Genomic DNA, 24,601 nt, shown 5'->3' on the forward strand with positions numbered 1-24,601 from the left:
CAAAGCATGCCGTCATGCTAAGATTGTCCCTTTGGCGCAGCCGCCGCCACGCTTTCCGACAGTCTGAAAATGAAAAAAAACGTAGCAACCATCCGTGACGTCGCTGCCGCCGCCGGCGTCTCGACCGCGACCGTCTCCAAGTTTGTGAACGGCGCGCAGCGCTTTTCTCCGGCGGTGGAAGCGACCATCACGGAAGTGATTGCGAAACTGGGCTACCGTTCCAATCCTTTGGCCGCGTCGATGATCACCGGCCGTACCAAGAGCATCGGCCTGTCGGTGCTGGACGTCGGCAATCCCCACTTCACCAGCATCGTCAAGGGCGCCAACCGGGTCGCGCAGGCGCACGGCTACACGCTGCTGCTGGTGGACACGGAAGAAAATCCGGGCCGTGAACGGCAGTTGCTGGAAGCGCTGAGCCGCCGCGTGGACGGCATGATCGTGTTCTCGCGCATGCTGGAAAACGAAATGGACTGGATGACCGAGCTGGGTAAGCCGCTGGTGTTCTTCGGCCGCCTGGACCGGCTGGAGATTCCGTGGGTGATCAGCGACGATCATCGCGGCGCCTATATGCTGACACGCCACCTGATTTCACTTGGCCACAAGCGGATTGCCTATCTGAGCTTCCCGCGCTCGCGCCGCGACGAGGAGCGTTTGGGCGGCATCCGCGAATGCATGGCCGCGCATGGCCTGGAGCTGGTGGTGCATGAAGGCAGCGCGCCGACGGCGGCGGAAGGGGAACGCGTCTGCTCGTCGATCATGCTGGGCGCCGAGCATCCGGATGCGCTGATCTGCTATAACGACCTGATCGCGCTGGGCTTCATGAAGGCGGCACAGACGCTGGGCTTCAACCTGCCGGAAGATATGTCGGTGGCGGGCTTCGATAATATTCAGTACGGCTTATACACCTCGCCGGCGCTGACCACGGTCGATTTGCAAAGTGAGCGCATGGGTTCCGCCGCGATGGAAAAACTGATTGCCACCATCGACGGCAAGGAGCCGCCGACCACCACCATGATCGAGCCGCAGCTGATCCTGCGCGGCTCGACCATCAAGCGCAACTGATCCTGGCCTAGTCGATGATGCTGGAAATGCGCGTCGGCGAAATCGGCAGCCGCACCGCATCCGGCCGCCAGCCATAAAGCACTTCGGTGGCGCCGCCACAGATGCGGCCCTGGCACGGTCCCATGCCGCAGCGGGTTTGCAGCTTGGCGCTGCGCCATGAGGTTTGCGTACGTAGGTCGGCGTGGCACACGTCTTCGCAACGGCAGACGATGGTGTCATCGCCGGCCAGCGTGCGCAGCTCGGAGCGCAGCGCAAAGGCGTGCGCCAGCCGCTCGGCGAACTTGCTCCAGCGTGTGCGTGTGGCGAAGTGCGTGCGCGCCTGCGCTTGCTGGCCGCTGGCGACCAGTCCGGCGATGCGGCCTTCGGCCAGCGCCAGATCGACCCCGCCGATACCTGTGCCTTCGCCGGCGCAGTAGACGCCCGGCTGCGAGGTGTGCTGCCATTCATCGACCTGCACCACGGTTTGCGCATTGCGCACGGTGGTGGCGCAGCCCAGCGCCTGCGCCAGTTCCACATTCGGCAGCAGACCGTAGCCGCAGGCCAGGTAGTCGCATTGCAGCAGGTCGAGTTCATGTTCGTAGCCACGCTGCACCTGCACCGATTGCAGCGTGCCGTCGCCGTGCGCCGAATGTACATAGCTGTTGTGCCAATAAGGCACGCCGCCCAGCTGTGCGCGCAGTTGCAGCGCTTGCGTGATTTTGGCGGGCGTCGCCAGCAGGCCGAATACAAAGCGCAGCAGCGACGGCGTGGCCGCCTGCTCGATGATGGCGACGATGTGCGCGCCTTTGCTTTTCAAGGTGGCCGCAGCGGCCAGCAGCAGCGGCCCACTGCCCGCCACCACCACCCGCTTGCCCTCCAGTGGATAGCCGCCTTTGGACAGCGCTTGCAGGCCGCCGGCGCCGGTTACGCCGGGCAGCGTCCAGCCGGGGAAGGGCAGCAGCCGTTCGCGCGCGCCGGTCGCCAGGATCAGCTGGTGATAGTGCAGCGTGGCCGAGCCGCCGGCTGTCTGTACCAGCAGCTGTTGCGGCTGCGGCGCATACATCACCCGCGTTTGTTGCAGGAATTCGACATTCTCCAGCGTGCGCAGCGCGTCCAGCAGTTGCGCCGCGCGCGGGTCCGATTGCGAGCCCGCCGCGCCGCGCCAGATCTGGCCACCGGGATAAGGGTTGTCATCAATGACGCCAACCTGCGCGCCGCGCGTTGCCGCCGCGTGCGCCGCCGCCAGCCCGGCCGGACCGGCGCCGACCACCAATACCTGGTACTGTTTCATATTGCCGCCTCGCTGGCGGTGACCACATGCATGCCGTCGACGCATAAGGTCTGGCATGACAGCTGGTGCGGATTGCCGTCGATGGTGACCCGGCATTCCTGGCAGACGCCCATGCCGCACAAGGGCGCACGCGCCGCGCCGCCAACCGCGCGGCGGGTGACGATGTTGCCGGCCATGGCGATGGCGGCGGCCACGGTCACGCCGGGCACGACGCTGATGTCGCTGGCGTTGATGCTGATGGTGATGTGCTGGCTGTGGGCGTCAGGCATGGAAGCGTCCCGGCAGGTAGGGCGCAAACGGGATGCGCGTTTTCTGGTTCTGTATCTGGGCGGCCAGCAGCTGCGCCGTCGCCAGCGAGGTGGTGATGCCCAGCCCTTCGTGGCCGGTGGCCAGCCACAGGCCGCGCCGTGCGGCGCAAGGGCCGATCAGCGGCAGGCCGTCCGGCGTGGCGGCGCGGAAGCCGGTCCAGGTGCGCACCACGTTCAGCTGCGCCAGTTGCGGCGTGAAGCTGGCGGCGTGGCGCAGCATGCGCTTTAGCATCTCCGGTTCCACCGCCGGATCGGTAGTGTCGAACTGGCGCGATGAGCCGATCAGGATTTGCCCGGTGGGACGCGGCTGCAGGTTGAAGGCCACCGAGTCGCCGCTGGCGGCGTGCGCGCTTTTGATGTAGCCCAGCTCCACCAGTTGATGCCGGACAAAGCCTGGATAGCGGTCGGTGATGGCCAGGTGTCCCTTCTTCGGTTCGATCGGCAGTTCCGGCAGCAGCTTGCTGGAACGCGCGCCGGCCGCCAGCACAATGTGCGGCGCCTGATGGCGCGTGCCGTCGCTCAGCACCACGCCGTGGTCTTCGATTGCCGTGACAGTGGCCCGCTTGGTGATGGTGCCGCGACGCATGGCGCGGTCCAGCAGGATGCGGGTGGTCTTGGGTGGATACACCAGGCCGTCGCCGCGCACCAGCAGGCCGCCGGCCAGGCCGGCGCGCAGCTGCGGTTCACGCGCGTACAGCGCGGCCGGCGTCAGCACTTCACACAGCAGGCCGTGTCCGGACAGTGTCTGCGCCTTGGCCAGCGCCGCTTCCATTTCTTCATCGTCGGCGGCGACCCAGATGGTGCCGCAGCCGCTGTATTCATGGCGCTGCGGGCGTTCGCCCACCAGGTCCTTCCACAGCGCCAGCGAATAGGCCGACAGCGCCAGTTCGGCCGCATTGTCGTCCATGACCACCAGGTGGCCCATGCCTGCCGCCGTGGCGCCGCCGCCGGCGATATCCTGTTCGATGACCGCCACGCGCAGTCCGCGCTCGCTGAGCGCGTCGGCGCATGCGGCGCCGACGATGCCGGCGCCGACGACGATCACTTCGGCATTATTCACCGTATGCCCCAGACAAAGGGATCGGTTGGATCGAGTATCAGCTGCGCCTGCGCGTTGACCCAGGCCTTGCCACGTATGCTGGGCAGCAGTTGGCCGTCGCGCACGCGGTACGAGCCGTCGAATACGCTGCCGATCACGCTTTCCTGTTTCCAGATCGCGCCTTCCGCCAGCTTGCCATCGGCCGCCAGGCAGGCCAGTTTGGCGCTGGTGCCGGTGCCGCAAGGCGAGCGGTCGTAGGCTTTGCCGGGGCACAGCACAAAGCTCTGGCTGTCGGCGCCGGTGCGGGAATCGGCAAACAATTCGATGTGGTCGATCAGCGCGCCGTTGTCGCCAGTAATGTCCTGGTCGGCCAGCGCCTGGGCCACTGCCATGCTGTAGCTGGTCAGTGCGTCGACGTTGCGTACGCCAAGTTCCAGGCCGTGCTCGGCCACCAGGAAGAACCAGTTGCCGCCGTAGGCAATGTCGCCGGTGACCGGGCCGATGCCGGGCACGTCGACGGTGACGCCGGCGCGGCTGCGGTAGGAGGCCACGTTGTCGACGGTGACGCTGCCGTCGGCGTGCAGTTCCGCCTCCACCACGCCGACCGGCGTATCGATGCGATGCCGGCCAGGGCCAATGCGGCCCATGAAGGCCAGCGACGCCACCAGGCCGATGGTGCCGTGGCCGCACATGCCCAGGTAGCCGACGTTGTTAAAGAAGATCACGCCCGCCACGCAGTCCGGCGCATGCGGTTGGCACAGCAGGGCGCCCACCAGCACGTCCGAGCCGCGTGGCTCGCACACCACGGCGGAGCGGAAGTTGTCATGGGCAGCGCGCAGCCGCGCCACGCGCTCGCCAAGCGGGCCGTTGCCCAGGTCCGGGCCGCCTTCGGTGACCAGACGGGTAGGTTCGCCGCCGGTATGGGAGTCGATAATCGAGATGGTTTTCATGCTATAAATCTTAGGCGCGGCCATCCTGGCTGTCTTGCTCGGGCTGCGCACGATGGGTGACGAAATCTGCACAATGGGAAATAATGAAGCGCATGCATACCGAATCTGACAACAATCTGGCCGCGCGCCGCACCCTGGGCGCAACGATTGCCGACGCCTTCTTTGCGGAAGGCCTGTTCGACGCCTTGCCGGACGTGGTGTTTTTCGTCAAGGACGTGGCGGGACGCTATGTGGTGGTCAATCAAACGCTGGTGCAGCGTTGCGGCCAGCGGCACAAGTCGGCGCTGATCGGGCGTACCCCGGCGGAGGTGTTTGCCCATCCCTTCGGCCAGACGTATCAGGCGCAGGACATGCTGGTGCTGGCCGGCGAAGCCGAGATCGAAGATCAGCTGGAGCTGCACCTGTACCCCAGCCGCGATCCCGGCTGGTGCCTGACCCGCAAGACCGCGCTGCGCGATGCGCACGGCCGTATCGTCGGCTTGACCGGCATCTCGCGCGACCTGGCGATGGCCGACAAGAAGAACCCCGCCTACCGCAAGGTGGCGGCGGCGGTGCAGGTGATCCATGAGCAATACGGCCAGCCCCTGCAACTGCCGGAACTGGCGCGCATCGCCCATATGTCGGTGGCGCAGATCGAGCGCTATTTCCTGCGCATCTTCCACCTGACACCGCGCCAGATGATTATCCAGACCCGTGTCGACGCCGCCTCGCGCATGCTGAACGGCGACGCCAGCGTGGCGGAGATCGCCCAGGCCTGCGGCTACGGCGACCACTCGGCCTTCACGCGGCAATTCAAGGCCACCACCGGCCTGACTCCCAGCCAATACCGCCAATTGGAAAAATGATCTATTTGCTACTTATCTCATATATAATTTCCATATGGAAATTTATAAGGATAAGCCGGTGAAACATCAGTTGAAATGGAGCGCGCTGACCGTCAGTGCCTTGCTGGCCGCTTGCGGCAGCTCCGAGCCGCCAACAGCGGTGTCCACCAGTCAGAAAGTGCAGGGCGGCGCGCCGGTGGCCCAGGCCCAGGAACAGCTTCCGGCTGAACGGCTTGGACCCGCATTGAATGTCGGCCAGGTGCGCGACCTGGAGCAACTGCGCGCCGCCGGCCGCGATGGGCGTGCACGCCAGGGCGCCGCCGGACCGGGCCTGCAAGTGGATGTGCAGGATCGCGAAGCGGTGCGGGTGTTCTTTAATGGCATTTACGCCGGCATTCCGGAAGCGCCGATGAACTGGACCGGCAGCTATGCCAGCGGTGCCGCCGGCACGGTCAGCAAGGCTTATCAGGACTCGACGCTGTTGCGCATCAACTGGTTCCGCGCGATGGCCGGCCTGTCGTCGAATACGGTGCTGGTGGACGAGTACAACGCCAAGGACCAGCAGGCGGCGATGATCATGAGTACCAACGGCCAGTTGTCGCACTATCCGCCGGCCACCTGGAAGAATTACACCGCCGATGGCTATGATGGCGCCAGCCATTCCAACCTGGCGCTGTACGCCGGCGTGCAGGCGGTCGACTCCTATATCAATGATTTCGGCGACAGTAATTTCCCGGTCGGGCACCGGCGCTGGCTGCTCTATCCGCAGAACAGCCACTTCGGCTCCGGCAGCGTGCCGGGTGGGACCTATAACGGTGTCACCTATTGGCCAGCCAATGCGCTGTGGACTGTGTCCAGCGATTTCGGCACCGCACGGCCCAAGGTGCGCGATGATTATGTGGCCTGGCCGCCGCGCGGCTATGTGCCGTACCAGGTGACTTACAAGCGCTGGTCGATCTCCTATCCCGACGCCGACTTCAAGCAGGCGAAAGTGGTGGTGACGCTGAACGGCGCCAACGTGCCCTTGACGCAGGAAGAGGTCCACGATGGCTATGGTGAAAACACGCTGGTCTGGAAGATTACCAATATTCCCGAATATGGCCTGATGGGTAAGCCGGCGACGGACCAGCGCTACAGCGTGACGGTCTCCAACGTGCTGGTACAAGGCAAACCGGTGACCTATGCGTATGACGTGACGGTATTCGATCCCGCCAAGCCAACCGCCGGCGCGGCGCGCACCACGGTGCTGCCGCCGGCGACGGTGGCGCTGGGCGCGCAGGCGCAATTGGCGGTGCAGTCCATGCTCAACGCCACCGGCTATCAGCTCAAGCAGTACCAGCGCCGCGCCCTGGACGAGACGCCATACAACGCCGGCAATGCGGCCGGGGTGTGGGTGCCGAAGACCACTGGCAGCTACAACAGCCTGGCTGGCCCTGGTTTCTTCCTGCGCCACGGCGACTTCAATGACCAGACGCTGACGCTGGCCAAGAAGCTGCTGGCCGGGAGCAAGGCGGCCATGACGTTCACGCGCTCGACCTATTATCTGGCGCCGCAGGAGTCCTTGCATGTGCAGATTTCGGACGACGATGGCGCCAGCTGGAACAGTGTCTACTCGGAGACTGGCTTTAGTACGCCGACCAGTGCCAGCGAGGTGAAGGTTAGCCTGGCAGCCTACGCCGGCCGCAAGATCAGTGTGCGCTTCCTGGAAACGCAGAACGGCGCTATCTCCACCTGCGACGCCTGCGGCTGGACCTTGAGTGACGTGTCGCTCAGCGACACCAGCGAACTGCTGAACGAGCAGACTTTTGCGCTGCCGGCCAGCGGCGTACTCTCGGCAAGCTGGGCGCAAGCCGGCGACTACGCGCTGTTTGGCCGCACCCAATATCAGTCGCTGTTCTACGGCGAATGGGGACCGGTCGCTGCGATGTACGTGGATGGTGCGAAGTTCAGCGGCAAGCGCGCCAACTACAGCGTGGAGAAAAAAGAGACCGGCTATGTTTTCACCGACAATGTCGGTAGCGATGGTGTGCAGGTAGTGCGCAATCCATTCCGGCTCGATTTCACTGATACCAGCCTGGCCTTCGATGCGGACGGCAACGCCGGCACGGCTTATCTCATGTATCAGGCGGCGTTTAACCGCAAGCCTGATCTGGTCGGACTTGGTTTCTGGATTAAGCGGATGGATGCCGGGTTGACTGCGCAGGAATTGGCTGCGGGCTTTGTGAATTCGCCGGAATTCAAGCGGGTGTATGGCGCCAACCCGACCAGCGACGAACTGGTGAAAGCCATGTATCGCAATACGCTGCATCGTGAGCCGGAACCGGCAGGCTATCGTTACTGGCTCAACTTGTTGAGCAATGGCTTGTCGACGGAATCCATGCTACTCGCCTTTGCGGCAAGCCAGGAAAATCGCCAGCAAGTTGCGCCGGATATTTCCCTGGGTATCGAGTACATCCGCTACTGAGTTCAGGAACCCGTCACCAGCGTACCGACGTAGGCGCGATAGCGCTTGATGCGGCCGGTAACGCCTTCCGGGCCCTGGCGCGGCGTGTAGCGCAGGCCGGCCACCACATCCTCCTTGCCCAGGTCGATGATCAGGCGGTGCGGGTGTTTTGCGCCCGGCGCCGTCGCCGCCTTGCCGCTGTAGGCGGTGTGCCAGAAGTCCGAGGCCTGGCCGTTGATGGCGTTGAGCGCGCCGCCGTCTTCCTTGGTGAACTCTTCGCTGCTGACCCAGGCGATGGTCCAGCTGGACTGGTTGAGCGGCTTGCCGTCAACGCCCAGCAGCGCCAGTTCGGCCACGGCGGCGTATTGCTTGCCGTCGAAGGCGTCGAGCGACTCAAGGCAGAACTGGCGGCCTTTGAGCGGCTGTGCGAACTTCACATCCTGCACGGCGGAGCCTTGCGCGAATTCGCCTGCATGCGCCGGCTTCACACCGTCCAGGGCTGGCTTCACTTTGCTCGGTGGACGCGGCAGGTCCAGCTCCGGACGCAGCTTGTCGAGGATCGGCGTTTTCAGGCCCTCGATGCGGGCGCTGCGCGGACCGGTCAGGTCCAGCACCACCACTTCGTTCTTGCCGCGCTGTAGCCATGGGCCGGGCAGGTACATGGTCTGCGTCGGGCCGATGCTCCAGTAGCGTCCCAGGCAGCGGCCATTGACCCAGACCACGCCCTGGCCCCAGCCGGACATGTCGAGGAAGGTGTCGCCGCTTTGCGCGACATCGAAGCTGCCACGCCAGAAGGCGGCGCCTTGTGAGCGTCCGGTCTTCCACGTCAGTGGCGGCAGTACGGCGTCGGCGTCAAAGTCGATGGCGCGGATTTCCCAGTTTTCCAATGGCTGGCCGTTCAGCAGCACCGGCCCGTGCAGGCCTTTGCGGTCATGGATTTCGACGCCGAAGTTGACGCGGGCGATGGTGTACAGCAGGATCTCCAGCGTCGCCGGTTTGCTGCGCGCGGGCAGGTCGACGCTGAAACGGCGGTGGCGGGTATCCATGGTGCCGATCTGCTTGCCGTCGATGCTGACCCAGGCCAGGTCGCGTACCTTGGCGGCTTCCAGTGTGCCGGCCGGGCCGGCGGGCAGCGTGACCCGGTACGCGACCAGACCGCGGCTGATGTCGTACTGCTCGATCGGCTGCGGCGACACGGCGCGTATCGCTTTCGCCGGCAGTGCAGCGGCTACCGTGCACGATTCTTTCAGTGCAAACGGCTTGATGGCGATGACCGGATTCGGCGCTGGCGCTGGCGGCAGCGTTTCGCCTGCATGCAGGAAGGGCTTGATGCCCTCGCGGTAGGCCTGGAATTTTTCGCCGGTCCATCCGGCTTCGCTGATTGGCGCGTCGTAGTCGTAGCTGCTGGTGTCGGGACGGAAGGGGCGGTCGCAGCCGCCCCACAGGCCGAAGCTGGTGCCGCCATGCGCCATGTACAGGCTGAAGGAGCCGTTCATCTTCAACATGGTCTGGATGTCGGCCACGGCGCCGTTGGCCGAACCGCGGCGGTGCGGCGCGCCCCAGGTGTCGAACCAGCCGGAGTAGTATTCGCCGCACATGCGCGGGCCTTTCTGTACCTGGTCCAGTGCCTTGAAACCGGTCAGCGGATCGCTGCCGAAGTTGACCACGTTGAACAGGCCGTCGATGTGCGTCTTGACCACCGCATTGGTCGGATTGCACTGGAATAGCGGCACGTCGAAGCCAGCGTCCTGCAACATGCTTTTCATGTCGCGCATATAGTCCAGGTCTTCGCCGAAGAAGCCGTATTCATTCTCGACCTGTACCATCAGGATCGGGCCGCCGTGGGTGATCTGCTGCGGCCCAAGTACGCGGCCGACTTCCTTCATGTAGCGGCGCGCAGGCTGCACGAAGTTGGGATCGCGCGTACGCAGGAAAGCGTCGCCCGGTTTCTTCAGCAGCCACCACGGCAGACCACCCATTTCCCATTCGGCGCACGCATAAGGGCCGGGACGCAGGATGACCCACAGGCCCTCTTGCTGCGCAAGCTTGCAGAACTCCGCCGCATCGCGCTGGCCTTGCCAGTCGAAGCGGCCTTCGCGCCATTCATGGTAATTCCAGAACAGGTAGGCGCAGACGGTGTTCAGGCCCATCGCCTTGATGGCTTTCAGGCGGTGCTGCCAGTATTCGCGCGGCACGCGGGCGAAGTGCATTTCGCCGCAGCGGATTTGCAGGCGCTGGCCGTCGAGCATGAAGTCGGTGTCGGAGATGCTGAAGCGGGTGGCGGCTTGCGCCGACAGCGGCAGCAGCATGCTGCCGACCGAGGTCGCTGCGGCCGCTACGCCAGCGCCGCGCAGTACGCGGCGTCGGGATGCTGATGTGATCGTCATTAGTAATTTACCGGGTAGTCTTTAGGGAAGCGGGCGCCGGAGAAGGCTTTCTTCTGCGTCCAGTCCTGCGGTGCGGCGGTCCAGTAGCTGTCGCTGGCCGGCAGGCCAAGCGGCAGCAGGCTGGCGGAAGCGATGTACATGCTGCCGTTGTTGGAGTACCAGTCGCCCAGCTCCGGCTGGTGGCCGACGAAACCGATGGTCAGGTAGCTGTCCTTGGTGAAGTTGGAGGGCGCCGACCACACGGCCTTGTGCACCGCCTGCAGCGCGGCGCGCACCTGGCCTTCGGGCAGGCTTTGCGGCAGCTGCTTGCGCAGCGCCAGCAGCGCCAGCGGCTGGAAGGCGGCGGTGCGGTAGGTCAGCGAGCGGCCGATCGGTGGGAAGCTGCCGTCGGTGGAGATGAAACGCTCCAGATGTTCGCTGTAGCGCTGCATGCGCTTGATGGCCTGCGCGCGCAGTTCTTCCGGTTTGCCGTTCCAGAACGCGCCTTTTTCCGCATCCAGCACGTCGAGGATTTCGACCAGCATTGGATGCATGACGAAGGCGTTGTAGTAGTCAAAGTGGAAGGCGTCGCCATCCTTGATCCAGCCATCGCCGACATACCACTCGTTGATTTTGCGGATGGCGACGTTCATGCGCATCGGATCGAATTCCTCGCCGATCGACATCAGCCAGGCTTCGTTCATGGCGGCGAACAGCATCCAGTTGATGTAAGGCGGTTCGATGCGGCGCAGCGACTTGATTTCGGCGATGATGCGCTGCTTGGTTTTGGCGTCCAGCGGTTCCCACAGCGCTTTCGGCGCGCGGATCAGGGCGTTGGTGAAGTAGGCGGAATCCACCAGCGTCTGGCCGGGGCCTTTCCATAGCAAGTAGTCCGGATTGGCCGGATCGACCGAGTTGGTGTAGCTTTGCAGCGCCAGTTGATGCAGGCGCTTGCGGGTGGCGCCTTCTGGTGTGCCGTCATCCGGCAGCGCCAGCCAGGGCGCGATGCCGGCGATCAGCCGGCCGAAGCATTCGAGATAGGTGACGCCTTTGTCGCGGCCATCCCAGGTTGGGCTGACTTCCAGCGCGAAGTTTTTCTTCAGCGTGCCGGCCGCCATATTGGCCAGCACCGGCTCCGACATTTTCTGCGCCAGCGCGGCCAGTTGCGCGCGCGCTGTGGCGCCGCTGGCATCCGTAGCGGATGATGCAGTTGCGGTGGCAGCAACCGCGCCCTGGGTTGCGGTCGCTGCGATGCCGCCAGCGGCGGCGGCCAGGCTCTGGATAAAATTACGTCGTTCCATTCAGTCTCCGTTATTATTGACGCAGCAGGCGCACCATTTCGGTGGAGGCCAGCAGATAAGCACCCACACCGAAAGGCGAGGTCGAATTCTGGTTGACCACCTGGCCTGGTATCGCGCGTTCGCCGATCGGCTGGATGTAGCCGACTTTGCCGTCCGGTTGCAAGGCCACCTTGCTCAGATAATGCCAGCCCTTGCGTACCACCGGCAGGTATTCATCGCGTTCCAGCAGGCCGTTGTTGATGCCCCAAAGGTAGCCGTAGACGAAGAAAGCGGTGCCGCTGGTTTCAGGCCCCGGTGCATGTTCTGCGTCGAGCAGACTGCGGGTCCAGTAGCCGTCGGCGGTTTGTGCTTTTTTCAGCGCCTGCGCCATGCCCTGATATTTGGCGATGTATTCGTTGCGGTGCGGGTCGTCCTTGGGCAGGTCTTGCAGCACCTTGGCCAGGCCGGCGAACACCCAGCCATCGCCGCGCGACCAGAAGTCCTTCTTGCCGTTGGCGCTCTTGTGTTTCGGGTAGACATAGCGCGCATCGCGGTAGTACAGCTTTTCATCGCTGTCGTACATGATGCTGTTGGCGTAGCTGAAGTATTGGTAAAGCTTGTCGAGGTACTGGCGATTGCCGGTCACGCCATATAGTTTGGTCATCACCGGCATCACCATGTACAGACCGTCCGACCACCACCAGTAGTCCTGGTTGGGGGTGCTCATCTGGTATTCCATCACCTCGCGTGCGCGGGCGATCTTTTCCGGATCGGGATCGAGCTTGTACAGGTCCACATAGGTCTGGAAGCAGATCTGCCAGTCGCCGAACAGTACGTGTTCGTCAGTCTCGCCGTACTGGTACTTCCACACCGCCTTGCTGGTGGACTTGGCGCCTTGCCACTGGTTGTGGATGGCCCAGTCTTCCGAATACTTGCGCCATGCCGGATTTTTGGTGAGCTGGTAGGCTTCCATATTCCCGGTGTGATACGCGGCGATATCCCAGAACGACCATTGCTGCGGTTTCTCGCGCTGCTGCCAGTAATCGTTGACCTTGTTGATAATGCCGACCACCTCCTGTTCGGAGGTGTCGACTGCCGGCGGCGCCGAAGCGCAGCCGGCCAATACGGTGACGCTGGCGGCCATCAGCGTCACGGCGTAGAGTCGTTTCATCATGCTTACAGTTTCCCCCGGATGCCGAATTTGATGGTGCGGCCATCATACTTCGCATAGTCCATGCGCGTCTTCTTGCCGCTGCCGTACTGGCCGCTCGCGTCTTCGAAGTAATCATACGCCAGCGTGTTGCTCAGGTTGAGCGCATCGATACGGAACTCCAGGTTGTCGTTGAACTTGTAGCTGATGTTGGCGTCGAGGTAGCCACGGCCGGCGCGCCAGCGGATCAGGTCATCGCCGTTGTTGCGTGGATTATCGCCGTGCAGCGATTTACCCTTGTAGTTATAGGACATGCGCGCCGCCCACTTGCCCTGTTCGTAGTACACCGTGCCGCTGTAGGCGTACTTCGGCACCGAATTGACCTCGATCTCCTTGCCCGCATTGGTGATCCACTTGGCGCTGTTGAACGGATCGATGTGGGTGTAGCTGGCCAGCGCACCCATGCCGTTGAATGGCGCAGGCAGGAAGGTGAAGGCCTGCTGGTAGGACAGCTCATAGCCTTTCAGCTTTTGCTCGCCGGCGTTGGTGTAGGTGCGCAGCGTCATTGGCAGGTTAGGATCGACGCGGCCGCTGGCGTCCTGGAACAGTGGGCCCAGGGCAGTATCCGGCAGGCCCAGCGAGCCGAAGGTCACCACGCGGGTGTTGGCCACGGTGGCGTCGGTCAGGGTCTTGTGGAAGATGCCGGCCGACAGCAGGCTGCCCGGCTGGAAGTACCATTCCAGGCTGGTGTCCAGGTTCTTCGATTGCTGCGGACGCAGGTTAGGATTGCCCGAGGTGGCGCTGGTGTCGAACTGGTTCGGGATCACCGTCTGTGCCGCGATGATCGACAGCGAGGCGCGGGTGATGGTCTTGCCCCACGAGGCGCGCCACATCAGGTTGTCCGTCACATCCAGCGCGGCGCTCAGTGCTGGCAACACATTGTGGTAAGAGCCCTGTTCGTGATTGGGCGCGTAGGCCAGAGAGGTGCCTTGCTGCTTGAAGTTGTTGATCTTGGTGTCGGTCTTCGAGTAGCGCACACCGGCGTTGATGCGCAGCTCGCGGCCCGCAACCTCGCCCTTGAAGTCCGACTGCACGTAGGCGGTCTTGACGTCTTCCTGTGCTTCGAAGCTCTGATTCGGCTGGAAGGTGGAATCCGGGTTGTACACCGCCGGATCGAACTGCGAATAGAAATAGCTGCTGTCCCAGGTAGCCCAGCTATGCGGCCAGCCAGCGCCAAAGTCGAGATTATCGATCGGCAGTTGCGAGGTCATGGCGTTGCGCAGGCCGGCCGTGCCGATGCTGTTCAGCTTTGCGGTGGCCAGCGCGGTGCCGTTACGCTTGTCGACGCCCTTGAGGGTGGACACGAAGGTCAGGCCGGACTTCAGGTGGCCGGTCCAGCCGCCAGGCAGGTCATAGTCGTAATCGGCGGCGACGCGCGCCTGCTTGCCCTTGTCGGTTTCCTTGGTCTTGGCGCTGCTGATGGTGAAGCCGCTCCAGTTATTCGGATCGGTGTAGCTGGTTGGCGAGGAGATCGATGGGTAGACGTGATCGCTGCCGTAGTCGATGGTCGAATCGGCGCCGTAGATGTAGCCGGACAGCTGGCCACCGGCGCTGGTGGCGGTACTCTGATTCAGGCTGGCCTGGCCGCTCAGGGTCAGCTTGGGACTGGCCTTCCAGCTGGCGTTCAACGCGCCGTAGCCGAATTTGGTTTCGTCCTCGTTGTAGCCGGCGCCCGCGTTGTAGGTGGTGTTGCCGAAGGTGCCGGTCAGCAGATTGGTGGCCGGATCGATCTTCACGTTCAACGGGATCAGGCCGTTGTTGCCGGAGGCGCCAACCGGTGCGTTGCGGTTGGTGGTGGCGGTGCTGCGGATCAGGATGCCGAACAGCTGTTCCGTGCGGGTGTTCTTCAGCTTCGAATACATGGTGTCGAGGCTGACGTTGAGGGTCGGCGTTTTCCATTGCAGCGATGAGACCAGGCCGTCACGCGTGCGCTCGTTTTCCGAGCCGTAGAAGCGGTAGATGCGTGGCAGCAGCGCGTTCGCGACCTGGGCGCGGGTGTAGCTGCCGAGATTCGCACGTGGGCTGTCGAAGTCCAGCGCCAGTGCGAAGTTGCCCTTGACCGGGCTGGCACTGCCGTTGGCGGAGCTGTTGTAGCCGCCGGTCGCTTCAAAGCCGGAGCGGGTGTTGACGCTGCCTGAGTGCGAGGCGCCGATCAGGAAGCCGAGATTGTCCCAGGTGTTCGAGTACAGCACAAAGCCGTTCGGGTCATTGTGCTTGGACGCGGTGTTGTAGGTGTCGGTCAGGCCGTAGCGGATGGTGCGCTTGGGATTGTCGAACGGGCGCGGGGTTTGCAGGTCGACTACGCCACCGAGGCCGCCTTCGGTCAGTTCCGCCAGCGGCGATTTGTAGAAGTCGACGCGGCCGAACAGTTCGGACGCGAACACGTCGTAGTTGAAGCCGCGCGCGGCCGAGCCGATGGTCGAGGTGGAGGTGGTGTTGACTGGCGCACCGTTGAGCGTGGTGACCACGTATTCGGTTGGCAGGCCGCGCACCGAGATGCGCTGGCCTTCGCCGGAGGCTTCGTCGCGGTTCAGGATCACGCCTGGCACGCGTTGCAGCGATTCGGCGATATTCGCTTCCGGGAATTTGCCGATGTCTTCAGCGACGATGGAATCGCGCACGCCGATCGCTTGCTGTTTCAGGTTCAGCGCTTTTTGCAGGCTGGAGCGGAAGCCGGTAACCACCACGGTGGTGGTGGCGGGATCGGCCGGTGGTTCGGTGGCGCTGGCGGCAGGCGCTGCCGGTGTCTCCTGGGCCAGGGCCGCAGGCGCATACATGGCCGCTAAAGCAAGCGGAACCAAGGTCTCCAGTATTTTCTTTTTCATATATTCCTCAGTAATTCGTTCTGGGATGGCGCAGGTTGTCTGATGACCTGTCACAAACAAGACTAATCACTTCGGCTTTTTGCAGCAACTTGAGCAGTAAACGATTTATTGCGCTGCATCAGCGCAGGAAATTGCGCGGTTTATCTATGAAAAGGGTGTTTTTGACCATGTGTATAAAGTGAGAACAATCAACATGGTGATTATTTCAGGTGGCTGGTATGCCCACTTCGTATAGACGAATGCAAATTTTCTATATGGTTTTGTGGGGAAAAACCCACGAGCCATATCAAACCAGCGGCGCTGGACGGACGTTGATCACGCGCGTGGTGGTGATGGTTTCCAGTTCGTAGGGGATACGAATGTTGGGACCTTTGAAGTCCTTCTTGTTCCGCGTCACGACAATCAGCCCGTGCGCCTGCGCGGTAGCCAAAATGAGCGCGTCCGCCAACGCCATTTTGGCCCGCTTGCGGATGCTGCTGCTGCGGATGCGCGCAGCGATGTTGATGATGGCAGTATCTATCTGGATGATCTCGAAACCAACGCGTGCCAGTACATCCCTCACATCTTGCTTGCCTTTAAGCGATACACCGGCGTGCAGTTCTATCAGCGTGATTGCACTGATCATTGGCCGTTGCCAGCATCTGAATTCGACAAATGCCTCTTGATAGCCATTGATGGCATCAATAAGAATATTGGTATCGAAGAGCGCAGCTTTCACTCTTCCTCTGCCTCGTCATCACGCATGAATTTAAGGCCGTCGGCGGGGATTCCGGTGCTGTCACGTAAAAGCTCGTGAAATTCCATTATTGCCGCCATTCTTCTTGCACAGCCGTCAGCATATCCAGGACTCTTTGCCATTTCCTGGACGATCATCGAGAAGTCCTCATCGGACATCATTTCCTGGACGGGCTCGGGTTCGGGTTCTTCAGGTTCCGGAGGATCGTTTTGGCGGCTGAGGATATGTTCACGAAGTTCGTTGAGCCGCGCTTTCCGGTGTGCGTATTCTTCCCGGTAGCCGGGGCTGCGGGCCATTTCCTGGACGATCATCGCGAAGTCCTCGTCGGACATCGTTTCCTGGACTGGTTTGGGTGGGCGGTCGTTCATGGGGCACCTCCTGTCAGACAGTGTAGGTGATTGTGAGGTCGATTGTTGGTGCGAAGTTTGATTTTTCGCGCGCCAAAACGGAAAAAGCCGTAAATCATTTATCATGATTTACGGCTTTCAGAATCTTGGTGGTGATAGGTGAAATCGCACCGATCATCATCATGAACACGTAACTAATTGATTCATAAGCCGTTACTCTAGCGCTTGGTGTCGAGATTCAATCAATGTGCATCACCCTAGTAATGCACGTTTAGACAACTAAATGCAAGTGTATGAAAAAATCAGATATTGCTAGCGATGCCTTCATGTTGTATTCTTTACTACGTTGGCCGCTGGCGCTGGTGGGTAGCTCCCCTTTGCAATGGATGCGACTACCGAGCTGGAGCTGACTACCCTTAAAACGGGAAATCGTCATCTTCTGATTTAGTCAGATCGCTGACGTCGCCAATCGAATATAGTTGAACGTCTTTGCCACCTATGTTCTCGACTTGTGCAAGGGTAAGATATTTCATAGTGCCTGCGTCAATAGATGACTTCAGCTGTGTTTCAAAGTTGTCTAAGTTATTGCCGACTAAGCGTCGTTTTGTGCCCAAGATAGCTCCCAGACTTGCTGCTTGTGCTGCATCACTTGACTTAATGCAACTTTCCATTAACTTCGAAAATTCTTCATAGTTCTCAATGACAGTTTCGAGAGATTTTGACTTCTTTTCAAGAATGAACACAGAATTGAGCAAATGTTCAACAATCTCTAGGGCTACGCGCAGATCAGACTCTTTAGGCTCCTTCACTTCATGGGCTGCATCGTTACCTAAAAAGCGAATAGCATGCAGTCTCTTTTTGTCAGAATTTGATACGTTGCCGGTTTTATACAACTGATCGATGCGCTTTTCCAAGTTGCTGCCGGAAATCTCAAGATGATTGCATACGGCTTCAATTGTGGCTCGAAGGCCTATACTCGCCAAAACGTAAGCTGTATCGCTGTATGCAGATAACGTTTGGCGATAAACCTTTCTAATTAGTGCTGGAATCCAAGCAGTTCCTTTTAGACCGCTGTGGTTACGCACCAAGCGTGGATATACTATTGTCGTAATTGTGTGGCGGACATCGCCATCAGAATCTTCCCAAACCTGTTCGTAGTCATCGTTCCGATGACGGAATCCGGTTGTGTGACAGCCGAGGCACCGGACAATCTGCCAAGAGTCCTTTTCATGGTAAGTTTCTGGATCAGTCTCGGCGATGTGTTCGCATAGAATTTCATTTCTAGTAACGCTTTTGCAGGTTCTGCAATCTGTTCTTACTACTTTCGGCTCGGCTGTCATTTGGCAATAGGCGTAGCGATTGGGAACTACATAATATCCTAATAATTTCGTTTTACTAACTTATTGGTGTTGTTTTTGCCTACACAACGCGTCGTCAATTTCGATAGCGCAAGACGATGATTTATGATTGTATGCTGAAAAGCATAACTTTAAACTTTCGAAATACTTATGCCGACAATTTTAATCGTTTCTGCTAGCCCTCTAGATCAAGATCGTCTTCGGCTGGGTGCCGAGGTGAGGGATATTCGCCATGCTCTACAGCGATCACGCAACCGGGAGAACTGGAAGATAGAGAGCAACGAGGCGATTACTGTTGACGACCTCCGGCGTGCCTTGCTTGATCACTCGCCAACAGTGCTTCATTTTTCTGGTCACGGTGGGGGAAAGGGCGGGCTTTGCTTTGAAGACGCTAACGGCACATCCAATCTGGCTCAGGCCGAGCCACTTGCAAGGCTTCTGCATCATTTCAAGAGTCAACTTAAATGCGTAGTCCTGAATGCTTGCTACTCGGAGGTCCAAGCTGATTTTATACGCAACGAGATCGACTATGTTATCGGAATGAACGCGGCCGTAAGTGATGCGTCCGCTACCAAATTTTCGGTTTCTTTTTATGATGCTGTATTTGCAGGAACCGATTTTAGAACAGCATTTGATCTAGGGTGCACCGCACTTGATTTAAATAATATGCAGGATTCCGATGTCCCTGTGTTCATGACAGGAGCGCGCTTGCAGCCGGTTACCTTGTCCTATAGCGCTCTAGTTCCAGAGATAGAAAGGACTGTATACGCGTTTTGCAACAGTCCTTTCGCTGAGCGCTCTACGTTTACTACAACAGGTGAGGCTGCCAAGGGTGCAATGGAAAAATACTATAGATCGTCGATGCACCGCACAGTGAGGAGCGTTCGAGTTGTGAGCATGAAGCAGATCGATGCGGATCATTGGGCCGTTGATATTAGCGGTTCGGAATTTGATATTTTGTATGTAATGATCAAGGATCGGTCTGTATTAATAGAATGGGAGGCAAGTGTCGGACTGTGGAGTATTCCGCCGAAAACGGTGATTGCGGTTGGTCCTACTGAGGCCATTATCGCGCGGGCAAACGCGCAATTGTCCGACTACTATAACTATGATTTTGGAGCAGATCACAACAGGCAGGCTTTTCAATCAATAGACCTCGGTTCCAACATTCATGGATATGTGAGGCGGGGAACGCAAACACACCGCGATCTAATGGAAATCCTTTCGGATGGGAATGAGCATCAGGTTACGTTGCAAGTCAGGAAAGTTATCGACAGCGCTAGGTTACTTATGATCGAAGAGTTCCTCTCTCCAACTTGGTTATATTCTACTCCTGAGGTAATAGAGGAAATTAATAAGGAATAGGCATGGCCACTGGCTCTACTGCCTCGATTTTTGCTAAATGCCGCGACCTCGCACGCCAGATTGGGCGTGCCTTTGAGCTGAAACGGACGCCGGTGGCCCCATAGATCTATAGCTTACGTTTTTCGATGGTGAGATCATAGATTCCTGCCGTCTCCACCATGAATTTACCGAGGTCGCTGGACTCGCAATCTGTTAAGAATCCAATGCTTTGTCGAGTAATGCTGCGAGCGCATCCAAGCCACGGTCGATGCCGTCGGCGGCTAGGCGGCGGTGGTTCTGCTTCAATTTCTCATATCGCTCGGCGTCAGCGCCAGCGTATCGGCGACCAGACAGTGCTTCCGAAATTTCGCTGGAAACTCCTGCGTCACCTAGCGTAACTTTGAAGGTGTGCCGCATCGAGTGAAAGTAGGCAAGGCGCTCGCAATCGAATCCTTGGCGAGCGGCAACCGCTTTAAGCTCCCGACCACCCCATTCGCTGACGTTGTGGCTCCACTTGACGATTTGGCCGAGTTCGGACGTGACTTCACGGGGCTCCCACTCTTTTTGGAAGGGGCGCTGGAAGCCTGTTTGTTGCTGACTGTGCAGGAATTCGACGAAGCCGTGCTTGATCAGCGACGCGTGTATCGGCGCGTGCCGCCAACTCGACACCTTTTTCATCGACTTCCGCACCACGCCGTCTGGGTCGGGGCGACCGTCGAAAACCAGATACCAAACGCCAGCCTCCGCGTCGTTGACAAGGTCAGTTTTCAAATGAATTTGGCAAAGCTCCTCTATCCGACAGCCAAGGAAAGCTGGGGCAACCGAGGCCCAGAATTGTGCGGGTTCCTCAGCCGATATTGTTTGGCATTTTCGAATAGCATCCCAAGTTGTTCCAGGGTAAACGCGTCGCGGTCATCAGATTCTGGCGAGTCCCTTTTCGGCGCTAGCGTTTTTGTCGTGAGCGCTGGCAGGCCCGCTTCCCGGACCCGAAACCAATTCAGGACTGTCGCGACGGTGGTCATATAGTGACCCTGCGATGTGATGTTCGGCACAGTGGCCGACACGTGATCACAGTAGGCTACGAAGTCCGCCTGGTCGATCTCCAGCGCACACTTCGAGTCGCCAAAAAACTTCCTCGCGTGATCGAGTTTACTGCGATAGGTCGCCTTGGTTTGAGCCTTGGTCTGGGACTTGCTGAAATATTCGGGTATGGCGTCGCTGAAGGGCTTTTGGGCGGCGGGGGCGATGTCCAATACTACTGTGCCCGCGTTTGCCCGCCAGTGCCGTTCTAATCGCGGAATTGACTGCGCCTTCTTCGTGCGGCTCGGCCTTAACGTAAAGCGACGACGGCAACCCAAGCTCGTTGAAGTCGAGCTTCATTTCGTAGTTGAAGGTGAAGCCGTCGGAGTCGTTTGAATTTGTTGCCATTGCTATACGTTGGAAAATTGAGTCGGTTTGAGCGGCAAGCGCCCGTCCTCGAACGACTGCCAAGCGGCGGTCGCTCGTTTCTAGCGATTGCACAAACACTTGCCGACCAATGGCGTGCCGAGCCGCTTCGGGAATGCGTCGCCGAAAATAATAGATGGTTCCGTGCCGCGATTTTATTAGGAATTTACCTGCCATGTGTGGCACCCTTGTGCAACACCACGCGAGTAGAGCGGACATGAAAAAGCCGCTGAACCTTTCGGATCAACGGCTTATCGAATTCTTGGTGGTGATAGGTGGACTTGAACCACCGACCCCAGCATTATGAATGCTGTGCTCTAACCAACTGAGCTATATCACCTGCAACGCGAAGCATTATCGGGGATGGGCCTCTGACTGTCAAGGCTGACCCCAAATTTTTTTGAAAAAAGTGACGTCTGGCGTGTCGCGGCCGTCAAAACATTGGCATATTGGTATTTTCTAACGGAGGCAATATGGCGACCAATATTTTCGTGAACCTGCCGGTGCGCGATCTGCAGAAGTCGATCCAGTTCTTTACCCACCTCGGCTACAGCTTCAATCAGCATTACACCGATGAGTCCGCCACCTGCATGATCGTGGCCGAGAATATTTTCGTGATGTTGCTGACCGAAGCCCGTTTCAAGGAGTTTACGCCAAAGCCAGTCAGCGACGCGCGCACTTCAACCGAGGTGCTGCTGTGCTTGCAGGTGGCCTCGCGCGAGGCGGTGACGTCGCTGGTCAACAAGGCGATTGAAGCTGGCGGCAGTGCGTACAAGGAGCCACAGGACCACGGCTTTATGTACGGTCACGGCTATCAGGACCTGGACGGCCACTTGTGGGAGCTGGTCTACATGAGCGGCGAGCCGCCCAAGAGTTAGCCCAGCCGTTCGGCGATCTGCGCCAGCATGATGGGCGCCGGATCGGCGCCTAGGCAATCGATCACCACCCGCTCCGGCATCGACCGCAGCCAGGTTAGCTGCCGCTTGGCCAGCTGGCGTGTGGCGATGATGCCGGTCTCGCGCATGGTTGAATAATCAATCGTGCCATCCAGATATTCCCACGCCTGGCGATAGCCGACGCAGCGTATCGACGGCAGCCCCGGATGCAGGTCGCCGCGCCGCCGCAGCGCTTCCACTTCGGTAATCAGATTACCGTGCGGGCTTTCTTCCAGCATGATGTCGAAACGACGTGCGATGCGCTGGTGCAGCACCGCGCGGTCGGACGGCTCCAGCGCAAACGACAGCAAATCAAACGGCAGCTCGGTCTTGTCGCGCAAGGCCAGCAGCTCGGACATCGCCTTGCCGCTCAGCGTGTAAATCTCCAGCGCACGCTGGATGCGTTGCGAATCGGCCGGCGCCAGCCGCGCAGCCGTTTCCGGATCGATGGCGGCCAGGCGTGCGTGCATCGCCGGCCAGCCGAGGCGCGCCGCTTCCTCATCCAGCGCGGCGCGCACGGCGGGATCGGCGCCAGGCAGATCATCCAGTCCATCGGCCAGCCCTTTGAAGTACAGCATGGTGCCGCCGACCAGCAGCGGCAGCTTGCCGCGCGCGCTGATCTCGTCCACCAGCCGGAGCGTGTCTTTCCTGAACTGCGCCACCGAGTAAGAGTCCAACGGGTCGATGATGTCGATCAGGTGATGCGGCACGGCCGCCAGTTCTTGCTTGCTGGGCTTGGCGGTGCCGATGTCCATGCCGCGATACACCAGCGCCGAATCGACAGAGATAATTTCAGACTGAATGCGTGCGGCGATCGCCAATGCGGAGGCGGTTTTGCCCGACGCCGTCGGGCCCATGATGGCGACGGCCAGTGGTTTGCTGCCCATGTTTATTGACCGCGCAGGAAAAGCTTGTCGAGCGCGCCGATTTCCACCTGCACCCAGGTCGGGCGGCCGTGGTTGCACTGGTCCGCGCGTTCGGTGACTTCCATCTGCCGCAGCAGCGCGTTCATCTCCTGTACCGACAGGATGCGGTTGGCGCGCACCGCCGTGTGGCAGGCGAGGGTGCCCAGCAGTTCGTTCTGGCGTTCGATCAGCACGCGCGAACCGCCGAATTCACGCACGTCGCGCAGCACATCGCGCGCCAGCGTTTGCGCGTCGGCGTTCTTCAGTAGCACCGGCACCGAGCGCACCGCCAGCGTGCTGGGCGACAGCACGGCGATGTCGAAGCCCAGCGTCTGCAAGGTCTCCTGGTGTTCTTCGGCGGTGCCGACTTCCACCGCGTCCGCGTAGAAGGTGATCGGGATTAGCAGCGGCTGTACCTGCATTTCCTCGCCGGCGACGCGGCTGTCCAGCGCATTTTTCAGCTGCTCGTACAGGATGCGTTCATGCGCCGCATGCATATCGACCAGCACCAGGCCCTTGGCGTTTTGCGCCAGCACGTAGATGCCGTGCAGCTGCGCCAGCGCGAAGCCGAGTGGGAATTCTTCCTGCGCCATGGCGGAGGAGGAGACGGTAAACGAGCTGGCTTGCGGCAGCGTCATGTCGGACTCGCTGCGCGCAGTGGCAGTAGCAGCGGGGCGGTCGCTGTCGCGGAACATGGCGCCGTAGTTCTCCATGCTTTGCGCCACACCGCCCTGATCCGCGCCGAAACGCGGCGTCACGTAAGCGCTGCTGCTGGCGGAAGCATCCGCACTGCGCGCGCCGAACGGCGAAGGCGAAAAGGTCGGTGCATAGTCCGGCGCCAGCAAGGGACCGAACGAGGTCTGTTCGCCGCGCCAGGCTGGCGTGGCGTTCAAGCTGTCGGCAGCGGGCAGCGGCGATGGCACGCTGCCGTGCGCCGTGGCCGAGGTTTGCGCCAGCGCGCGCTGCACTGCGTGGAATACGCACTGGTGCACGGCGCGGCCGTCGCGGAAGCGCACTTCGATTTTCGATGGGTGGACGTTGACGTCCACCAGCGCCGGGTCCATGTCCAGCGACAGCACATACGACGGGAAGCGGTCGCCGTGCAGCACGTCCTGGTAGGCGGCTTTCACTGCATGCACCAGCACCTTGTCGCGCACGAAGCGGCCATTCACGTAGAAGAACTGGCCGTCGGCGCGCGCCTTGGAGGCGGTTGGCAGGCCGATGTAGCCGTGCAGGCGCAGCGGGCCGATGGTTTCATCCACCGGCAGGCGCGCCTCGGCAAAGCCGTCGCCGAGGATCTGCGCACTGCGGCGCGCGATTTCGCTGGTGTTCCAGTGATCGACGGTGCGGCCGTTGTGGGTCAGCGAGAACGATACATCCGGCCGCGCCAGCGCGATGCGGCGCACGACTTCGGCGCAGTGGCCAAATTCGGTCTGCTCGGACTTGAGGAATTTGCGCCGCGCCGGCGTGTTGTAGTACAGGTCCTTGACGTCGATGGTGGTGCCCAGCGCGCCGGAAGAGGGGGTCGGCGTCGCATTATGCGAGCCTTCGATTTCCCACGCGTGTGCGGCGTCGGCGGTGCGCGAGGTGATGCTCACCTGCGCCACCGAGGCGATCGACGCCAGCGCCTCGCCACGGAAGCCCAGCGTGCCGACGTTCTCCAGATCGTCCAGCGAGCTGATTTTGGAGGTGGCGTGGCGCGCCAGCGCCAGCGGCATCTGCTCGTGCGGGATGCCGCGGCCATTGTCGGTGATGCAAATGCGTTTGACGCCGCCTTCCTCCAGCCGCACGGTGATCTGCGTGGAACCGGCGTCCAGCGCGTTCTCCAGCAGTTCCTTGACCACCGCCGACGGCCGCTCCACCACCTCGCCGGCGGCGATCTGGGAAATCAGCTGGTCAGGCAGGGCCTGGATGGGGCGTGGCGGGCGGAGGTCAGGGGCGTTCATCACGGGA

Annotated in this window: 21 protein-coding genes and 1 tRNA gene; 5 read left to right on the forward strand and 17 right to left on the reverse strand. The window is 60.7% G+C overall.

Annotated elements, in window-relative coordinates; genetic code table 11:
* Positions 1–69: 69 nt before the first annotated feature.
* On the forward strand, positions 70–1,062 hold the full coding sequence (locus KW842_RS16690) for a LacI family DNA-binding transcriptional regulator (protein WP_218305229.1): 993 nt from the start codon (positions 70–72) through the stop codon (positions 1,060–1,062).
* A 7-nt stretch (positions 1,063–1,069) separates the two neighbouring features.
* On the opposite strand, the gene KW842_RS16695 is transcribed toward KW842_RS16690, so the two are convergent.
* Genes KW842_RS16695 through KW842_RS16710 form a run of 4 tightly spaced genes read right to left on the reverse strand, consistent with a single transcriptional unit; the run spans position 1,070 to position 4,629 of the window.
* Positions 1,070–2,332 (reverse strand): FAD/NAD(P)-binding oxidoreductase, encoded by a 1,263-nt coding sequence (locus KW842_RS16695; RefSeq protein ID WP_218305230.1) that lies wholly within the window; start codon positions 2,330–2,332, stop codon positions 1,070–1,072.
* On the reverse strand, positions 2,329–2,601 hold the full coding sequence (locus KW842_RS16700) for a (2Fe-2S)-binding protein (RefSeq protein ID WP_218305231.1): 273 nt from the start codon (positions 2,599–2,601) through the stop codon (positions 2,329–2,331). Before KW842_RS16700 ends, KW842_RS16695 begins: the two co-directional genes overlap by 4 nt.
* Positions 2,594–3,700 (reverse strand): FAD-dependent oxidoreductase, encoded by a 1,107-nt coding sequence (locus KW842_RS16705; RefSeq protein ID WP_218305232.1) that lies wholly within the window; start codon positions 3,698–3,700, stop codon positions 2,594–2,596. Before KW842_RS16705 ends, KW842_RS16700 begins: the two co-directional genes overlap by 8 nt.
* Positions 3,697–4,629 carry a 4-hydroxyproline epimerase gene (locus KW842_RS16710; RefSeq protein WP_229223739.1) on the reverse strand — a complete coding sequence of 311 codons (933 nt, stop codon included), beginning with the start codon at positions 4,627–4,629 and terminating at the stop codon, positions 3,697–3,699. Before KW842_RS16710 ends, KW842_RS16705 begins: the two co-directional genes overlap by 4 nt.
* Before the next feature lie 92 nt (positions 4,630–4,721).
* Between KW842_RS16710 and KW842_RS16715 the strand changes: the two genes are divergently transcribed.
* Together KW842_RS16715 and KW842_RS16720 are read left to right on the forward strand one after the other, a co-directional pair.
* Positions 4,722–5,474 carry an AraC family transcriptional regulator gene (locus tag KW842_RS16715; RefSeq protein ID WP_229223740.1) on the forward strand — a complete coding sequence of 251 codons (753 nt, stop codon included), beginning with the start codon at positions 4,722–4,724 and terminating at the stop codon, positions 5,472–5,474.
* A gap of 58 nt (positions 5,475–5,532) precedes the next feature.
* Positions 5,533–7,917, forward strand: a complete 2,385-nt coding sequence (locus KW842_RS16720; RefSeq protein ID WP_218305234.1) for a DUF4214 domain-containing protein — start codon at positions 5,533–5,535, stop codon at positions 7,915–7,917.
* A gap of 2 nt (positions 7,918–7,919) precedes the next feature.
* Here the strand turns inward: KW842_RS16720 and KW842_RS16725 are convergent, their stop codons facing one another.
* The 7 genes from KW842_RS16725 to KW842_RS16755 form a co-directional block, all read right to left on the reverse strand.
* A complete protein-coding gene (locus KW842_RS16725) occupies positions 7,920–10,283 on the reverse strand; it encodes a beta-galactosidase (RefSeq protein ID WP_218305235.1) in 2,364 nt (787 codons plus the stop codon).
* Positions 10,283–11,563: a DUF2264 domain-containing protein gene (locus tag KW842_RS16730; protein WP_218305236.1), complete on the reverse strand. Its 1,281-nt coding sequence runs from the start codon at positions 11,561–11,563 to the stop codon at positions 10,283–10,285. Before KW842_RS16730 ends, KW842_RS16725 begins: the two co-directional genes overlap by 1 nt.
* Positions 11,564–11,576: 13 nt before the next feature.
* Positions 11,577–12,716: a glycoside hydrolase family 88 protein gene (locus KW842_RS16735; protein WP_229223741.1), complete on the reverse strand. Its 1,140-nt coding sequence runs from the start codon at positions 12,714–12,716 to the stop codon at positions 11,577–11,579.
* 2 nt (positions 12,717–12,718) lie between these two features.
* Positions 12,719–15,577, reverse strand: a complete 2,859-nt coding sequence (locus tag KW842_RS16740) for a TonB-dependent receptor (RefSeq protein WP_218305237.1) — start codon at positions 15,575–15,577, stop codon at positions 12,719–12,721.
* 286 nt (positions 15,578–15,863) lie between these two features.
* Positions 15,864–16,295 (reverse strand): PIN domain-containing protein, encoded by a 432-nt coding sequence (locus KW842_RS16745; RefSeq protein ID WP_218305238.1) that lies wholly within the window; start codon positions 16,293–16,295, stop codon positions 15,864–15,866.
* Entirely contained in the window at positions 16,292–16,681 is a 390-nt protein-coding gene (locus KW842_RS16750) for a hypothetical protein (RefSeq protein WP_218305239.1), read from the reverse strand. Before KW842_RS16750 ends, KW842_RS16745 begins: the two co-directional genes overlap by 4 nt.
* A gap of 395 nt (positions 16,682–17,076) precedes the next feature.
* Entirely contained in the window at positions 17,077–17,745 is a 669-nt protein-coding gene (locus tag KW842_RS16755; RefSeq protein ID WP_373925198.1) for a DUF4145 domain-containing protein, read from the reverse strand.
* A gap of 423 nt (positions 17,746–18,168) precedes the next feature.
* Here KW842_RS16755 and KW842_RS16760 point away from each other — a divergent pair, with 423 nt between their 5' ends.
* Positions 18,169–19,383, forward strand: coding sequence for a CHAT domain-containing protein (locus KW842_RS16760; protein ID WP_218305241.1), 1,215 nt, complete (start codon positions 18,169–18,171; stop codon positions 19,381–19,383).
* 192 nt (positions 19,384–19,575) lie between these two features.
* Here KW842_RS16760 and KW842_RS16765 read toward each other — a convergent pair whose 3' ends face one another.
* The 4 genes from KW842_RS16765 to KW842_RS16775 all read right to left on the reverse strand — a co-directional run bounded on the left by KW842_RS16765 (position 19,576) and on the right by KW842_RS16775 (position 21,148).
* Positions 19,576–20,133 (reverse strand): hypothetical protein, encoded by a 558-nt coding sequence (locus tag KW842_RS16765; protein WP_218305242.1) that lies wholly within the window; start codon positions 20,131–20,133, stop codon positions 19,576–19,578.
* 20 nt (positions 20,134–20,153) lie between these two features.
* Positions 20,154–20,615, reverse strand: a complete 462-nt coding sequence (locus KW842_RS16770) for a hypothetical protein (protein WP_218305243.1) — start codon at positions 20,613–20,615, stop codon at positions 20,154–20,156.
* On the reverse strand, positions 20,512–21,027 hold the full coding sequence (locus KW842_RS27900) for a DUF6538 domain-containing protein (RefSeq protein ID WP_373925194.1): 516 nt from the start codon (positions 21,025–21,027) through the stop codon (positions 20,512–20,514). The genes KW842_RS16770 and KW842_RS27900 overlap by 104 nt, the downstream gene beginning before the upstream one ends.
* Positions 21,028–21,071: 44 nt before the next feature.
* Positions 21,072–21,148: transfer RNA gene (locus KW842_RS16775), tRNA-Met, on the reverse strand.
* Positions 21,149–21,281: 133 nt separating this feature from the next.
* Here KW842_RS16775 and KW842_RS16780 point away from each other — a divergent pair.
* Positions 21,282–21,686, forward strand: a complete 405-nt coding sequence (locus tag KW842_RS16780) for a VOC family protein (protein WP_218305244.1) — start codon at positions 21,282–21,284, stop codon at positions 21,684–21,686.
* Here KW842_RS16780 and miaA read toward each other — a convergent pair.
* Both miaA and mutL read right to left on the reverse strand, forming a co-directional pair.
* On the reverse strand, positions 21,683–22,630 hold the full coding sequence (gene miaA, locus KW842_RS16785; RefSeq protein ID WP_229223742.1) for a tRNA (adenosine(37)-N6)-dimethylallyltransferase MiaA: 948 nt from the start codon (positions 22,628–22,630) through the stop codon (positions 21,683–21,685). The genes KW842_RS16780 and miaA overlap by 4 nt on opposite strands.
* A 2-nt stretch (positions 22,631–22,632) precedes the next feature.
* Entirely contained in the window at positions 22,633–24,594 is a 1,962-nt protein-coding gene (mutL, locus tag KW842_RS16790; protein ID WP_218305245.1) for a DNA mismatch repair endonuclease MutL, read from the reverse strand.
* Positions 24,595–24,601: the final 7 nt, after the last annotated feature.

This window comes from Duganella sp. sic0402 (genome assembly GCF_019219065.1).
GTDB lineage: Bacteria > Pseudomonadota > Gammaproteobacteria > Burkholderiales > Burkholderiaceae_D > Rugamonas.